We start from the raw sequence: 15,341 nt of genomic DNA, 5'->3' as shown, positions 1-15,341 counted from the left end.
CGAGTAGGCACAGTCGAAGACCTAGCAGGTCCAGGGCCAGGCCACAGACGCCGTACTCGTCGAGGACCTCCCCGGAATGGATCAGGGGAGGCCCTCGACTTGCATGCTCGGCGTCGCCCGGCTCGGCATCTGGCCGTACCTACGGCTTACGCCCCATACGGAACAGCCTCCAGGTCGGAGAATCACCGGAATCAGGGCCGAATGGCGGAGTGGCTGTCCGGATGGAGAGGGAAGATCTGGTCGAGGCCGACGATGCGCAGTACGCGCAGTGTGTGGGGAGGGACAGCTGCGAGCGCGATGTCCGCCTGGGCGGCCTGGGCATGGTTGCGGGCCGCGATCAGGGCGGTGATGCCGCTGGAGTCACAGAACCCTATGCCGGCCAGGTCCAGGATGAGGCGCTGGCCCGGCTTGAGGGTGATCGTAGTGAGCAGTTCGCGCAGCTCGGGTGCGTTGTCGTAGTCGAGTTCACCGGTGATCTCCAGCACGGGACCGGTGGGGGCGTCTCGGAGGGTGGTCTTCAGCGGGCTCATCGTGAATTCGTCGTCTGGGGGTCGGGGGCGGGAACGCCGAGGGCGAGCAGGGCGGTGTCGTCGTCGAGGCCGTCGCCGAAGCTGCGGAGCAGGCCGGTCAGGGCCTGGATGACGGCGTGCGGGGGTGTGCCGGCGTAGCCGGCGATGAAGGCGAGCAGGGCCTCGTCTCCGAACAAGGTGGTGCGGTCCTTGCCGGTGCGGGCTTCGGTGATGCCGTCGGTGTAGAGGAGCAGAGTGTCGCCGAGGGAAAGGATGGTGGTGGCGGTGGCGAAGTGCGCGGTGGGCAGGATGCCGACGAGGAGTCCGCCGGGGGTGGGCAGGAAGTCGGCTGTGCCGTCGGCGCGCAGGACGAGGGCCGGAGGGTGGCCGCCTGAGGCAAGGCGGACGGCGACGTTCCCGGTTGCGGCGTCCGGTTCGAGTGTGCCGAAGATGGTGGTGCAGTACCGCGGGTCGCCGCTGCCGGCGTAACGCTCGTGGAGCACCCTGTTGAGGGTCGACAGGGCGGAGACGGGATCGGGGTCGTGCAGGGCGGCGGCACGCAGGGTGTAGCGGGTCAGTGAGGTGACCGCGGCGGCCTGGGGGCCTTTGCCGCACACGTCGCCGAGGAAGAAGGCGAAGCGCTTGCCGTCGACGGGGAAGACGTCGTAGAAGTCGCCGCCGAGCCGGTCGGGATGGGCGGTGTGGTAGTAGGCGGCCGTCTCCACCCCTGGGACCGGCGGCAGGGTGTCGGGCAGCAGCGACTGCTGGAGCACGGCGAGGGCGTCCTGGAGCCGGGCCCGGTCGGCCTCCGCCTGCTTGCGTGCCTCTTCGGCCGCCTTTCGGCCGCGCAGGAGTTCCTCCTCGTACGCACGGCGGTCCCGGGCGTCGAAGACCGTGGTGCGGATGAGCAACGGCTCGCCGGTACTGCCCTGCTTGACCACGGAGGAGACCAATACCGGCATGCGTCCGCTGTCGGCCCGCTTGATCTCCAGGGCTATGCCGCTGATCTCTCCCTGCATCCGCAGCAGCGGCGCGAAGTGCGTCTCGTGGTACAGCTTGCCGCCCACGGTCAGCAGGTCGGTAAACCGCATCCGTCCCACCACCCTCTCCCGCTGCAGGCCAAGCCAGTCCAGCAGGGTGGTGTTGATCTTCGCGATGGTGCCGTCCATCAGGGTGGACAGGTATCCGCACGGCGCGTTCTCGTAGAGTTCCTCGGCGCTGTCCTCCAGCAGCGCCGCGAACGCCGCCGCCTGCGATGTCTCATCGCCGTCGGCGTCCTGCGGGTCGGGCTCCTGCCCGGTGCGGCACATCATCACAAGCCCGCCAGGAAGCTGCGGATCGCCTCATTGGTGGCTTCGGGCGCGGACAGGTGCGGGCAGTGCCCGGTCGCATCGAGAGTGACCAGGATCGACCCGGGGATCGCCTGGTGGACGAAGGCGCCGACTTCCCGGGGAGCGATGACATCCTCGGTGCATTCCAGCACCAGCGTCGGCACCTGCACGGTTTTCAAATCGTCCCTCGAGTCGGACAGGAACGTGGTGCGGGCGAAGACGCGCGCCATGCCCGGGTCGGTGGCGCAGAAGCTGTTCGTCAGTTCCTCACCGAGCTCGGGCCGCTCCGCGTTCCCCATGATCACCGGAGCCATTGCCGCCGACCAGCCCAGATAGTTCGACTCCAGGGACGCCAGCAGTTCGTCGATGTCGTCGGCGCTGAATCCGCCACGGTAGCCATCGTCGTCGATGTAACGGGGCGACGGAGCGACCATCGCCAGGGCCCCGATGCGCTCCGGAGCCATGCCGGCGGCCAGCACCCCGATCATCGCGCTGACGGAATGGCCCACGAACACCGCATCGTGCAGGTCATAGGTTTCGCACAGCTCCACCACGTCGCGGGCGTACCCGTCCAGCGAGGCGTAACGATCCTCCGAGAAGGCAGACGGGTCCGCGCGGCCCGAACCCACGTAGTCGAACAGCACCACCTGGTATTCCTCGACCAGAGCCGGCACCGTCAGCCGCCACATGTTCTGATCACAGCCGAAGCCGTGAGCCAGCACCACCGTGCGCCCCTGTGGGTTACCGATGACGTTGACGTTGTTCCTGCGGCCGGTATCCATGCGGCAAGTCTCGCAGGTCCCGCTCACCCTTTCGCCCCGGCCACGAACCCACCCCCCACCCCACACAAGGACCCCCGATGGCACTCCCCCGCTCCGATCGCAGAGCTCGACCCGTCCGCGCTGATTTGCGCCGGTGAAGGGTCGGCTTGTGTGCCCTGTGCCAGCGCATGACCCACACATGCGGCTCCGGCGGCTCGCCGCTGTGCCAGTAGTGCACAGCACCGGTCTTGGAGTGGTGGGGCTCGAGCGTGCGCTACGTCAGCACGCGAGCCTGACCAGACACCCCACGACGAGTAGCCGCTGCGCAGGTCCCCCCACGGGAGGTGGGACTAGGACCCCAGGGCTCGGGCCCCGAAGACCCGGCCTTGCGCAGGGCTCGCTGTCATCCGCCGGCGGGAGGCGTGTTCGATCCGAGACGCGCCGTGTCGGCGACGAGGTCCGCATAGGTCGCGCCTTGTGGTACTCCGGCAGTTCGGCGAAGCGCAATCGGGCGGCGGCGATCATACGCAGGTGACAAGGCAGCTGTGACACGATCCTGGGCATGAAGAACATCGGCAGAGCCCGTGGCCTGGACTTCTTCCGCGGAGATGTCCCCATCTACACGTTGACCTTCGCCAAGGGCATATCGGCAGTGGAGCTCCTCTCCCGCATGCGGGCAGATCACGACACGCTGGCGCTGCGCGATGCCGCTTCTCTGAACGACGAGTACGGCGACACCTTCTTCGACGAGGACGAGCCGGTGGTGACGACCGGAACCGACGGCGCGTGGACCTGGGCCTGGGAGCAAGGCGGAATGCACGGCCTTAACGAGCAGATCCTGTCAGCGGCCTCGCAGGGCACAGAGGCTGTTGCCCTGCACTACAACGACAAGCCGATGCACTGGTTCAAATACGCGGTCAACGGTGACATCCTCGTCGACTTCCACACGCTCGAGGCGATCAGGCCGACCGGTCTGGAGCCGCAGCGCCTCGACACCGTGATGCGCCCGCTCGGACTACTGCCCGGGCAGCCCGCCCCGCCCCACAGCGTGCTGGCGCTTGCCGAGAACGCATTCGACCTGCAGGCGACACCAGCCGAAGACGGCGAAGAACGCTGGACCGGCAACCTCCTCGCCCTCCCGGAGTGAGCCTCGCTGCCCATCTCGATTGCGAGCCCACAGCGCTCACGCGCGCCGCTGCGCTCGTCCCAGGCTGAGCGCATGAAGATCACGGTGCCGTCGGCAGTCGACGGACGTGCCAGCGCGGCTGGCCCGCTAGGGCGCATGGACCCGGCCGCTGCCCCATCTCCAACACCGTGCCTCGGCGAGGTCCTCGATCCGGGGTCGTCGGGGTCCCAGCCTCCGGCACTCCTGGTGAGCTTGATCATGGCGACGTGCCGGGATCGTCGCGGCCGTGCTCGATCTGGGAGAGGTAGTCGTCGAAACCCTCCGGCATCAGGGCCCTGACCAGGATCAGGCCCTCTCGTGCCGTCGTCACGTCGTCCCCGGTGAATCCGAGCCCGGGCATCCGGTCCAGCAACGCGAGGACACGGCCGGGCAGCAGGACCGGTCGCCGTGGGCGAGTTGGCGCAGCGTCTCTCCGCCGCGCGCGATCATCTCGTCGTGCAGGCGCCGTGTCCTCCACCGGCACCACCCCCGTCCAGGTCCAGGTCCAGTTCGGGGATCGCGTTCGTCATGCATCATGCGTTCAGCGCGAGGCCTGACGTTAGGTCAAGGTCAACTCCGAATATCCCGCGGTTAGCCATCCGAGCAGGTGCCTGTGGCGAGCCGACAGGTCACTCGCATTTCGCCACCACCTCTGGCTGTCCCACATGCCGTGCCGCCATGGCGCGTACCAGTCAAGCCAGGCGGCAAGACTGGCTGATAACTTGGCCCCATGATGGTGGCATTGATCGACTCAGGACTTGGCCTCCTTTCCACTACAGGCTGGCTTCGCCACCTTGCCCCGGAACTCGATCTGCTACTGCTTCTGGACCCCGACGGCGCCCCCTGGGGATCGAGAACTGCCTCCTTCGTCACAGACCGTCTGTTCAGCGCCGCTCAATTGGCCGTCCAGCAGGGCGCGGAGGCCATCGTGGTCCCCTGCAACACCGCCACCGTCACCGCGATCGACGCTCTGCGCGAGAGGTTCGAACCGCGAGTACCCGTGATCGGAACCGTGCCCGCGGTGAAATCGGCCGCAGCAACCGGAAAAGGCATGGCCGTGTGGGCAACGGTCCGGACCACGTCGAGTGACTACCAGGATCGCCTGATCGCGGACTACGCGAACGGCATGCCTGTCGCGCGTGTCGCATGCCCCGGTCTGGCCGAGGCGATCGACCACGGCGACACGGCCGCAGCAGCGGAAGCCATCGCCGACGCGGCCGAGCGAACCCCCCGTTGCGACTCCGTGGTGCTGGGTTGCACGCACTACCCCCTGGTGGCGCCAGAGATTCTGCAGAGCCTGCCCGCGGGAACCACCCTGTACGACAGCGCGGAGGCAGTCGCTCGCCAAACACTGCGGCGACTGGACCGAACCAGGGAATCGCACAGCACCATGGGCTCCATCGACGTGGTACTCAGCGGTCGCCGCGGAAACCTCCCGGCAGGCGCCCACGCCTACCCAGTGGGCCGCGCCCTTGCCGCAGCAGGGCGGGTACCCCGCGAAAATCTCATCTCCGCCGCAACTCGCTCCCCGATGGCTGCACCGGCGATCTGAGCAAGCCCCAGATCCTCTGCGGCCTCTCGGCCAGGCGTACGGCTGCTCCGTTCGAGGCGCCGCCCGGTGATCACAGAGCGTGGCAACTACGTGATTGCCCAGAGCCTGCGCCTGTCTCGTGACAGGGCTCCACGCGCGCCTATCTGCGCGACCTCGAACATGGCCCGGGCGCAGCCACGGCCTCGACACCCCATACTCAAGCGGCCAACATGAGCGCTCCCCGGCCAACCGATTCCTAGTGCCGTCTGCCCAGCGGCGAGACCGGTGGGCGTCGTGACTTCGGGCGCCGTCCGTCGCGCAGAAGAGCCCAGAGGACGTTGACGCGGCGGCGGGCGAGAGCGAGCGCGGCCTGAGTGGCCGCCATGTCACGGCCGGTGGCGGCCTTGCCCTCGCCGCGGTAGCCCTCGAGGCGCGGTGGATGGCTCGGCCGGAGAGGTAGAGCACCGACTGGTCGTGTTTGAGAGCGGCACCCTCTTCCTCCGCGCTGCCCGATGACTCCGGTCATGCTCGATTCTCCCGTATGACCGGAGCGGCGGCCTCAGGAGGCTTGGGTGTGCTGGCCTCTGCTGCGCGCGGGGTGACCTGTGCTTGTACCGCCGCGGCCACGTGGTCGGCGAGGGGTTCGGGCAGGGCCCGGCCGCCAACGGTCCGCAGGAGTGCGTCGGCGATCAGGTGGAGTTTGATGTTGCTGTGCTGGGAGGCGGTCACCAGCACCTGCCAGGACTGCTGGTCGGTCAGATGGAACGATGCCATGAGGATGCCGCGGGCCATGTCGATCGCCGGGCGGGTCTGCATTGCCCGACGCAACTGGGCGTTCTCGGCCGCTTGGTCGCCGCCGGACGGGGCTGCTGGCCGGGGCAGCCGTTCCGAGGACGGCGTATGACGTCCGGCCGTGGCGGCCTCGGCCGCTTTTCCGCCGCCGGAATCCGCCGACTCAGCCACCTCGGCGTACGCGAGATTGGACGGGGCGGCCAGATGCTTACGCGTCCCATCCAGTCCGGTGATGAACAGCGGAAGGGTGCGGGTCAGGCCGAGCAGCCGCTTCATGGCCGGGCTGGTGGCACCCAGGCTGAGACTCTTGGATGTCTGGAGGGCGCGGCGGCGCACTCGCAGCAGAACGTTGAGGGCGGAGCAGTCACAGAATTCGACCCCTGCGAGATCCAGTTCCAGGCCGCCCGCAGCGCGGTCCAATGCTTCGCTCAGCGCCCGCTGCAGTTCCTGGTCATTGCTCAGGTCGAGCTCACCGGACACTGTCACGACGAGCCGGTCGCCGACCGTGTCGACCCTCAATGTCACAGGCACCGGGGTCTGCGATTGCTTGAAAGCGGTGCCGCACTCGGTGCAGGGCTCTTCATCCCCGGGAAGAGGCGCGTGATGAGACATCGGGAGCTCCCAGCGCATACCAGCTTCTCTGCGCTCCCAGCATCACCCCCCGATGCCTTTCACGTCAACCGTTACACGAAATGCAGTTCATGCTTTTGAATGCGTGAACCGGACGCCCTATCGTGGAGGCATGGACCGAGTGCCGGAACCACATGCAGGCTGGACGTTCTTGACCAACCATGCCCGAGTGCTGGCCGCGATCTCCGAAGATCACACCACCCGGGTCCGTGACATCGCCGTCCGCTGCCAGCTCACCGAACGCGCCGTGCAGAAGATCATCGCCGACCTCGAAGAGGGCGGATACCTCACCCACGTCCGGCGCGGTCGGTCGAACGTCTACCGCATCCCACCCGGCACATTTCTCCGCCACCCGGCAGATGCCGGCGCCACTGTCGCAGAGCTGCTGACAGTCCTTGCCCGCCAGGAGGCCACGCACGCAACCGTCCCCGCCGCCGAGTCGCACGAGGAGCGCTGACCCGACATCCCCAGCCACGACGCTGACGGTGGGCCGCGCTGCCGGCTGATCTGTACGCTGGGGCCCAGTGGCTGCCCACACGAGAGGTTTCTTCGTCCACTGGGCTGATGCGCTGCCGCTGCCCACGGTCCGCGCTAGGTCGGCCCCTACGCCCTGCCCGAGTTCACCCTCAAGCACCTCAGGCTCTGGCCTGCGCACCTCCCGCCGGGGCACGCACGCGCAGCACCCTCCCTGGGGTGGGGTGGATCTTTCCGCGTCCGCCACAGCCGGGCACTGTGCGGGCTGGGGTGCGGTCATGTCGAGCAGGATAGACCTCTTCTACGGCTCACTGACCGGATCGGCGATGCCGGGCCAGTCAGCACCGGTCAGGGTGGCCGTCAGGCACCCATGTTCGAGGGCCACAGCCACGTCCACGCCGTTCGAAGCAGCTTCTTCGAAAGCGGCCGGCGGGGTGTGGGCCAGCAGGAATACGAAGTGCAGGGCGAACGGCGCCCGGTCTTCGTGCGGGATGCCGTCGGCGTCGAGCTGAAGGTTCGCTTTCCAGGCCGCTTGGCAGAGCACAGATACCAACAGTCCGAGGAACTCCGCGCCGAGCAGTTCATCAGCGTCATCGATGAAGATTGCGGCGCTCTGTTGGCCGTGCCAGTCGTGCAAACAGTCAACGAGTGCGTCCCAGTTGTGGCCGAAGTACTCAGGGAAGGCCAGCTCCCGCGCGAAGGCACGGAATAGTGAGACGGGTTCGAGCAAGTCTCGGCCGTCCAGCCGGAAAACGAGCCCACCTCGCTCGTGGAGCGCCGCTGTTTCGGCGGTCACCCAAGGGTCGTTTCGAGAGGTGAAGACGACCCAGGGAGATTCGAGCTGGGTAAGGCTTGGGGCGGTCACGCTTGAAATCCTCGCACGCACTCCCGATACCGGTTCATGGACGTCATCAGCCCATTGGTCTGGTGTGTCGGCGGCTGACGTGCAACCGTCCGCCTTCGGCAACAGGTACGCCGCCGGGCGTGAGGACGACCTCGACGGAGCCGGGGCGGGCCGCCCCGTTCACCGCCCGGCCACGACCTCGTACACCAGCTGGTGCAGGCGTTCGCCGGTCGAGTGCGGCCTGATGAACCTGTTCTGCCGTACGCGCCCCATGCAGACTGCGTCCTTGACCGACCCAGGGCAGTCGTGTGTCCGGCCGCCGAGCGCGGCGGGTGTGCTGCCGGGACTGCGGGGTGCGGTGCACCTCTGGCCGGGCGGGTTTGGTGGGGGCTCGTAGGCTCTGGTGTATGGCAGGTACACAGGCGCGTGCTCGAGCGCACCGCGCCGGGTGTGCCCCGTCGGACTACCGCCGACTGGACATCCACCCGCTCACCCCGCACATCGGTGCGGAGACCGGCGGCGTCGACCTCTCGGCCCCGGTCGACGAAGAACTCGCCGAGGAACTGAAGCGGGCCCTGCTGGAGTGGAAGGTGATCTTCTTCCGGGACCAGCACACGTTCGACGTCGAATCCCAGCTGGCGCGCGCCCGCGTGTGGGGTGAGCCGGAGCCGAACCCCTTCTTCCCGCAGACCGGGACCGTCGGTGTCTCCGGGCTGGCCAAGGACGCCAACGCCGCGGGCAACAGGAACATCTGGCACAGCGACCACTCCTTCATGGCCGCACCCGCCCTCGGTTCGTTGCTGCGCGCCGTCGACATCCCGCCCGCCGGCGGCGGCGACACCATGTGGGTCGACATGGCAGCCGGCTACGACAATCTGTCCGCCGAGGTGCGCGAGCGCATCGACGGACTCACCGCCGAACACGACTGGGTGCACAGCTGGGGCGCGAGTCGAGGGCGAGGTCGTCGTCGCCAAGATGAACCCCGTCAACGCCTACCTGCGCCCGCACTTCGAGCAAGTCTTCGCCGAGTTCGTCGCGCGCGACTGGGTCCGCTTCGTCGACGGCGGCGCGGCCGAAGGCGCTCACCTCACCCGTCACGAGGGCGTCGACAGCATTCACGTCACCGGCAGCGGCCGCACCCACGACGCCATCGTCTGGGACACCGGCGAGGACGCCGTCCGGCGGCGGAACGAGGACCGGCCCCTGGTCGGCAAACCCTTCAGCAGCGAACTGGGCGGCGTCAGCTCGTGCATCGTGACGCCCGGGCCGTGGAGCGACGCCGACTTCCGGTTCCAGGCCGAGCACATCGTCAGCAGCAAGATGAACAACTCCGGGCACAACTGCATCGCCAGTCAGGTCCTCGTCGTATCCCGCGACTGGGACGGCACGGTGCGGCTCCTGGACGAGATCCGGCGAGTGCTCCAGGCACTGCCGCCGCGCACCGAATACTACCCCGGCGCCGACCGGCGCCTCGCCGCCGTCCGCGCCGCACCCCCGGCGGCGGAGACCTACGGCGACGGCTGCCGTCTCCTCGTCCCCGACGTCACCGGCGACGTCCTGATCACAGATGAGGTCTTCGCCAGTGCCCTGGGCGTCGTCCGGCTCCCCGGGACGACCACTCCACCACGCCGTCGACTTCACCAGCGACGTCCTCGCCGACGGCATCGGCGCCACGCTGATCGTGCACCCCAGGACCGAGCGCACCGAACCGGCGACGCTCAAGACGGCAGATCGCCGCTCTGCGCTACGGCACTGTAGGCGTCAACTGCTGGTCATCAGTCGGCTTCCTGCTCGGCTACACCCCCTGGGGTGCCTTTCCGGGAACTCGCGCCAAGCCATCGGCAGCGGCATCGGTTTCGTACACAACGCGTTCATGCTCGAGCACGTCGAGAAGACCGTACTGCGCGCTCCCTTCGCCCCGGCGCCGCGCGGCCTGGTCACCGGGGAGCCGTCCCTGCCCCCCGTCCGACGTACTTCGTCACCAACCGCACGGCGCCGACCACCGTGGAACGCCTCATCCGCTTCACCGCCGCGCCGAGCCCGCTGAAACTGCCGGGCCTCTTCGCCTCCGCACTGCGCGGCTGACCACCGGAAGAGGACCGGGAGCGCCCCACCCCGACCGCGAGGGCCCTGACACGGTCGGCGAGATCGCCATCCGCGGGCTCAACGTGTCCTACCGCCGACCTGTCGCTACGACCATTCCAATGGGTGGGTCGACGACCAGGACCGACACAGCCACTCCACCTCGGCGGAGCGGCCTGGGGGGCTTGGATCGCGTCAAGGCCGAAGGGGCTCGTCCCCGGCGTCCGGCAGCCGCACATGGAGGATTCCGTCGTCGTCCAGGCGTGTCTCGAACCGGGGTTGAGGGGCGGTGGCCGGACCGTCCACGTTCCAGCCGTCGGACAGCCGGAAGACGCTGCCATGCCAGGGACAGGTGATGCAACCGTCGGTCACCGTGCCCTCGGAGAGCGGGCCGGAGAAGTGGCTGCACCGATCGGCGAGTACATGGAGTTCGTCCTCGGCGTCCCTGACGACCAGAACAGGCACCTCTCCGACCATGCGGCGTGCGGGCTCGCAAGTAGCGAACCGGTTGGCCGGGCCGAGCGAGCGCCAGGTCGGCCCGACCAGGCGCGGTACGGGTTCCGCCTTGTTCGTGCCGGCGGCCTGACGGTAGGCGATGTGGCCACCCAACGTCGCCCCGCAGCCGGCCACCATGAGTCCGGCAAAGCCCAGGGCACGTCCCAATGTGTGGCGGCCGCAGGCGCGAGCAGCCCACGACCCCCCGTACAGACCGACGGACATTGTCATGGACACGGCATGAATGAGACCCGTCCTCATCTGCTGTTCATGCTGTTCCGCCCAGTCAACCCAGCCCGAGAGGGCTGCCGGTGCCGCACAGACGACCCCCACCGCCACGAGGTTCCGGGCGGGCCGCTCGGCGCAGGATGTGAGGTCGAGAACCGCGGCGGACAGCCAGGTCCCGAGCGGGACCTGGACGAGGGCCGGGTGCAGCGGGTGACCCAAGGCGCGTCCGTGCAGCACACCGCGCAGGCGCCCCAGGGGCAAGCCCTGAATGAGGCCTTTCACCGACTCGACGACCGGGTCGAGCTCCGGGGCACCTGCCATTGCATCGACGGTCTTCAGCACACGGATCCCGGCAGTGTCGGCGTCGTCACCGTCCGCGAGAGCCGCATGCCGGAAACGCGAGAAAAGGCTCACCATGGACGACACGCTGCCCCACCCCGTCGTGGCGGGCATCCCGCACTGGGCCACATGGCCGGAGTCAAAGGACAGGCGGCCTCGGATCCCACGCTACGCGCCGCCACCCGAAGCGCGACAAGGGCCACGTGGAGACCGGTCTGCGGGAGGTCTGCTGTCACCGCTCGCGGCAGGGTGTCCAGCGGGTGCGACGGCAGCCGCCGGGCTCGCACCGCGACCACACAGCCCCTTTTGCCTGGGCGCGACCGCGCCCTCCGCCCGGCGGCGAGTCCGCGTCACCCGTCGAGCCGCACTTGCCGGAACCGGAGTTGCCCGGGCTTCCCCCCGGGTACGCCTCGCCTCGGCGTACTCGGCGAGGGCGCCCCCACTGACGCCTGCCTCGCAAGGGCGACGGTCCGACTGGGGTCCGGCACCGCCCCCGGGCCAATGCCGGCGTTGGTCCACCTCGCCGAGGTGCTCGTCCACGAGGCGGACCTGGACAGCCGTCGGCCTGACCGACCTCGTCGACCAGCGAGTGTGCGGGGATCTGCTCGCGCACATGCGGGATATGGGCATGGACGCGCTCCGCCGGCCCGGCATGCTCGGGCCGGAGAACCCGGCCCCGGAGGGCGTGACGGCACATGTGCGGCTGCTGGCGTTCCTCGGGCGGCAGGTCCGAGCCGGCGACGGGGGCGTCGTCACAGGCGGCGCGCCCGCATGTACGCGTGGTCTGCGTCTTCTTCCGCTCGCAGGGCTGATTCGCAGGTAAGTCGGCAGGACCAGCCGCCCGCGGACCGCTCCTACTGCGCCGCCAACCGAGCCGCCCGATACCGCGCGCCCCGGGCCGAATTCGGCAGTGAGCTTCAGGCCGCGAGCAGTCCGGCGCGGAGCTTCCCGAGGATGCGCGTGAGCAGGCGGGAGATGTGCATCTGGGACAGGTTCAGCTTCCGGCCGATGTCCGTCTGGGTCATCTCCTGTCCGAAGCGCATTTCGACTATGGTCCGTTCCCGGTCGTCAAGCTGCCGAAGCAGGGGGCCGAGTGTGTGCAGGTCTTCGAACAAGCCCATCTCGGGGTCGACGGCACCCATGATGTCCGAGTATTTCATGCCGCCGTCGCTGGAACCGCCTTCGCTGGCTCCGCCGTCGCTGACCGGAGTCTCGATTGAACCGGCGACATAGCCGTTGGCGGCCACGAGGCCCTCGGTGATCTCTTCTTCAGTCAGGTCCAGATGGGCAGCGAGCTCCTTCACCGTAGGTGGGTGCCCCAGAGCGGCGACGAGTGTTTCCTTGCTCTTGGCCAGGGCGACGCGCAGTTCCTGCAAGCGCCGCGGGACGTGCACGGCCCAAGTGGTGTCGCGGAAGAAGCGCTTGATCTCGCCGACTATGCAGGGCACCGCGAACGAAGTGAACTCGACCCCGCGTGACAAGTCGAACCTGTCGATGGCCTTGATCAGGCCGATGGCGCCCACCTGGATGACATCCTCCATGTCACCGTAGCCCCGATTGCGGAACCGGCGAGCAGCGAAGCGCACGAGGGAGAGGTTCATCTCGATCAGCGTGTTGCGGGCGTACTGGTACTCGTGGCCTCCCTCCTCAAGGAACTGCAGCCGTTCGAGGAAGAGCCTGGACAGCACACGCGCATCCTTGGGCGCGACCTTGCCCCCGTCTTCGATCCACGGCAGATCACCACTGATCCCGGATGCTCCGGTGGCACAGGTAGTCGCGTTGCAGGCGTTCACGGAATAATTCACGGTGCCGCCTTAGCTGGAAAGCAGGTCGAGTGTCACCTGCCCGCGTTGACTACAGACATGTCCATGCGGACCTACCAGTCCACCAGCCGCATAAAATGGCCTATTTGCCTGCCGTTCTGCGATGTACTCCCCGACAGCATCCTCGCTGGACGGTTTTCCGAACAACTGCGACTTCGACTACTGGACGGTGGCCGCCTCGCTCCGGCAGGGGCGGCGGCCGACATGATTCAGGGCGAGGGCGTCATGAGCGGGCTGTGAGGAGCGGAGGCACCAACAGCCCCTGTGCCGGGCAGCCGATCGCTTCCCGGTCTCGCAACCACAGCCCGACGTTGGGCCGACCGCTGCCGCGAACGTGCGGGTCCCCGGCCGCGGACCGCTGCATGCGGCTGGTGAACGGTCGGCCGGACCCCGGCGTGCGGCGACGCGCCGCCCCGCAGTGGCCGTGGGTCACTCCGTCAGGCTCTCGGAACACCCGCTGGTCCGAACGCAGGGGCATGAACGTCATGGCCGGATCGGCTCATCCCTTGCGCGCGAGCCGTACGAGTCGCGGGAACGGTCAGTTCGAACCATGTGGTCTTGCCGGCGCCCGTCCGGGAACTGTCCCAAGCCTCGGCCAGCAGGTCGAGGAGTTCGGTACCACGCCCGCCCTCCGCGTCGGGGTCTGCGGTGCGGCGTACCGGACAGGCGGGGCTGGTGTCCTCGACCTCGCACCGCAGACGCGCGCTGCTCATACGCATATTGAGCCGCAGCGGGCCGCGGGTGTGGCGCAGGGCGTTGGTGACCAACTCACTGGCCAGCAGCTCGACGGTATCGGCCACCTCGCTCATGTCCCAGTCACTCAGACGCGCAGTCACCAGTCTCCGGGCCCGGCGAACCGATATCGGATCGCGCCGCAGCGGCCAGGACGCGTCCCAGGCGGATGTGCGAGCCACAGGAACATCCAGCGGCCGCAGAGGTTCCATGATGCGCGACCACAAAGCCAGCTGCCGGGTCAACCACGACGTCCGGGCAATCTCCGAATTCGTCTCAGCCCCCGGCGTCCGGGCCGGTCCGGAGGGCTTCCTCAGCCATAGCCGCCCGAGGCGAGGGCAAAGCCCGGCGAACCACCGAAGGCCTTTGGGAGGGGTCTTGGTGAGGCCATTGGCCACGCAGGCCATGAGGATCAGTCCCTTCTGCACCGCAGACATCCCTGATCAGTCAGAGGGCGGGCGATGGCGAACGGTCCGACGACGACATCCGGACCCTCCCGTTCATGTAGCAGGCGCTACATGAACAATATACATGTAGCAGACGCTACAGTAAATAGCAGAACAAAAGGTAATAAAGGGACACTCAGGGATTCTTCTGCTCTGCAGACTGCAGCTAGGAGCCTTCATGCCGCGCCCGACCGACCCGTCCAAACGACAAGACCTCCTGGACCGTGTCCGCGAGTACGTGATCCACAACGGCCTCTCAGACCTCTCCCTGCGTCCGCTGGCCCGGGCGCTGGGCACCAGCGATCGCATGCTTCTCTACTACTTCGGCACCAAGGAACGTCTGGTCGCCGAGGCACTCGCCCTCGACGAGAGTCGACCGCTCCTGCACGTCCGTGGCTTGCTCGAAACTGTCGGCCCCCCGAAGGACTCAGCAGGACTGCGCCGTTTCATGGACGAGCTGTGGCAACAGGCCACCACCCCTGAGCGGCGCGCCGCGCTCCCCCTCTTCCTGGAGATCATGACTGCCAGCGTGCTCCACCCAGACAGATACGGTCCGGTCATGCACGACGTGCTCACCGAGTGGACGGACGTGCTCACATCCGTCTTCCTCGGCGTGGGGATGTCGGAAGCGCAAGCCCGGAACGAGGCCACCCTCTTGGTGGACGCCTCCTTCGGCCTGCTCTTCGCGCCACTGGCCGACGGCGACTGGGGCCGGGCCGACGCAGCCTGGCACTCCCTTCTCGGCCGCCTCGAACCCGGCTGGCGCGCCGCGCAGTGAGCCCCCCGGCGCGATCGCGACGACCCGAAGGGAAGCGTGCGGACGCTCCCCGTCAGCGCGGGTGACGCCGAGGGTCTCGCCATGCAGCCACCCGTCCGGGCGTCGGTCAAGGAAACCGTGAGGACTGTCAGCGCGGCCTCCACCACACGCTACGGATAGACCCGCACCCGTCGACCGCCGTCGGCAACTGTGGGTGGCGATCACGGGTGCGGGCATCTCCCATGCTCGCCCGGATTACTCAGGTGCACCCTCGGACGAGGTCCCTGGTGCGCCCGGATGGAGCAGACGTCCGCCCCGGGCACAGCGAGGTATCCCGTGCCACCAGCACAATCGGGTGCCGCCTCTCGCCCGACGAGGCGGGCGGCCTCGAGTCGAGCGCTG

Annotated in this window: 14 protein-coding genes and 1 pseudogene; 7 read left to right on the top strand and 8 right to left on the bottom strand. The window is 68.2% G+C overall.

All coding sequences use genetic code 11. The annotated features are described in order from the left end of the window. Positions 1-191: 191 nt before the first annotated feature. Genes ACWCP6_RS19080 through ACWCP6_RS19070 form a run of 3 tightly spaced genes read right to left on the bottom strand, consistent with a single transcriptional unit; the run spans position 192 to position 2,622 of the window. Entirely contained in the window at positions 192-530 is a 339-nt protein-coding gene (locus tag ACWCP6_RS19080; RefSeq protein ID WP_450933623.1) for an STAS domain-containing protein, read from the bottom strand. Continuing rightward, positions 527-1,819 (bottom strand): PP2C family protein-serine/threonine phosphatase, encoded by a 1,293-nt coding sequence (locus ACWCP6_RS19075; protein WP_450933695.1) that lies wholly within the window; start codon positions 1,817-1,819, stop codon positions 527-529. The genes ACWCP6_RS19080 and ACWCP6_RS19075 overlap by 4 nt, the downstream gene beginning before the upstream one ends. A 2-nt stretch (positions 1,820-1,821) precedes the next feature. Further along, complete coding sequence (locus ACWCP6_RS19070) at positions 1,822-2,622, bottom strand: alpha/beta fold hydrolase (protein WP_450933622.1); 801 nt, start codon at positions 2,620-2,622, stop codon at positions 1,822-1,824. 541 nt (positions 2,623-3,163) lie between these two features. Between ACWCP6_RS19070 and ACWCP6_RS19065 the strand changes: the two genes are divergently transcribed. Both ACWCP6_RS19065 and ACWCP6_RS19060 read left to right on the top strand, forming a co-directional pair. Then, complete coding sequence (locus ACWCP6_RS19065; RefSeq protein ID WP_450933621.1) at positions 3,164-3,748, top strand: DUF6461 domain-containing protein; 585 nt, start codon at positions 3,164-3,166, stop codon at positions 3,746-3,748. Positions 3,749-4,496: 748 nt separating this feature from the next. Beyond that, complete coding sequence (locus tag ACWCP6_RS19060; protein ID WP_450933620.1) at positions 4,497-5,318, top strand: glutamate racemase; 822 nt, start codon at positions 4,497-4,499, stop codon at positions 5,316-5,318. 501 nt (positions 5,319-5,819) lie between these two features. Here the strand turns inward: ACWCP6_RS19060 and ACWCP6_RS19055 are convergent. Beyond that, on the bottom strand, positions 5,820-6,719 hold the full coding sequence (locus ACWCP6_RS19055) for an anti-sigma factor antagonist (RefSeq protein ID WP_450933619.1): 900 nt from the start codon (positions 6,717-6,719) through the stop codon (positions 5,820-5,822). A gap of 112 nt (positions 6,720-6,831) precedes the next feature. Here ACWCP6_RS19055 and ACWCP6_RS19050 point away from each other — a divergent pair, with 112 nt between their 5' ends. After that, entirely contained in the window at positions 6,832-7,176 is a 345-nt protein-coding gene (locus ACWCP6_RS19050) for a helix-turn-helix transcriptional regulator (protein ID WP_450933618.1), read from the top strand. A 318-nt stretch (positions 7,177-7,494) separates the two neighbouring features. Here ACWCP6_RS19050 and ACWCP6_RS19045 read toward each other — a convergent pair whose 3' ends face one another. Beyond that, positions 7,495-8,058, bottom strand: a complete 564-nt coding sequence (locus ACWCP6_RS19045; protein WP_450933617.1) for a barstar family protein — start codon at positions 8,056-8,058, stop codon at positions 7,495-7,497. A gap of 386 nt (positions 8,059-8,444) precedes the next feature. On the opposite strand from ACWCP6_RS19045, the pseudogene ACWCP6_RS19040 reads away from it, so the two are divergent. Together ACWCP6_RS19040 and ACWCP6_RS19035 are read left to right on the top strand one after the other, a co-directional pair. Continuing rightward, positions 8,445-9,029, top strand: a pseudogene (locus ACWCP6_RS19040) (TauD/TfdA dioxygenase family protein); the annotation flags it as partial. Beyond that, positions 9,013-9,795, top strand: coding sequence for an aldehyde dehydrogenase family protein (locus ACWCP6_RS19035; protein ID WP_450933616.1), 783 nt, complete (start codon positions 9,013-9,015; stop codon positions 9,793-9,795). The pseudogene ACWCP6_RS19040 and the gene ACWCP6_RS19035, both read left to right, overlap by 17 nt. A 519-nt stretch (positions 9,796-10,314) precedes the next feature. On the opposite strand, the gene ACWCP6_RS19030 is transcribed toward ACWCP6_RS19035, so the two are convergent. Continuing rightward, the gene (locus ACWCP6_RS19030; protein WP_450933615.1) at positions 10,315-11,259 is read right to left on the bottom strand and encodes a Rieske 2Fe-2S domain-containing protein; all 945 of its coding nucleotides are present in this window, start codon (positions 11,257-11,259) and stop codon (positions 10,315-10,317) included. Positions 11,260-12,098: 839 nt separating this feature from the next. Further along, entirely contained in the window at positions 12,099-12,974 is an 876-nt protein-coding gene (locus tag ACWCP6_RS19025) for a SigB/SigF/SigG family RNA polymerase sigma factor (protein ID WP_450933694.1), read from the bottom strand. Positions 12,975-13,049: 75 nt separating this feature from the next. Between ACWCP6_RS19025 and ACWCP6_RS19020 the strand changes: the two genes are divergently transcribed. Further along, entirely contained in the window at positions 13,050-13,244 is a 195-nt protein-coding gene (locus ACWCP6_RS19020; RefSeq protein WP_450933614.1) for a hypothetical protein, read from the top strand. Between the two features lie 197 nt (positions 13,245-13,441). Here the strand turns inward: ACWCP6_RS19020 and ACWCP6_RS19015 are convergent, their stop codons facing one another. Next, positions 13,442-14,143, bottom strand: a complete 702-nt coding sequence (locus ACWCP6_RS19015) for an ATP-binding protein (protein ID WP_450933693.1) — start codon at positions 14,141-14,143, stop codon at positions 13,442-13,444. Between the two features lie 217 nt (positions 14,144-14,360). Here ACWCP6_RS19015 and ACWCP6_RS19010 point away from each other — a divergent pair, with 217 nt between their 5' ends. Next, positions 14,361-14,960: a TetR/AcrR family transcriptional regulator gene (locus ACWCP6_RS19010; protein WP_450933613.1), complete on the top strand. Its 600-nt coding sequence runs from the start codon at positions 14,361-14,363 to the stop codon at positions 14,958-14,960. The last annotated feature ends 381 nt before the right edge of the window (positions 14,961-15,341 follow it).

This window comes from Streptomyces sp. NPDC002004, from assembly GCF_053593975.1.
The sequence above is the reverse complement of the archived record's forward strand: the minus strand, read 5'-3'. Positions and strand labels throughout refer to the sequence as shown.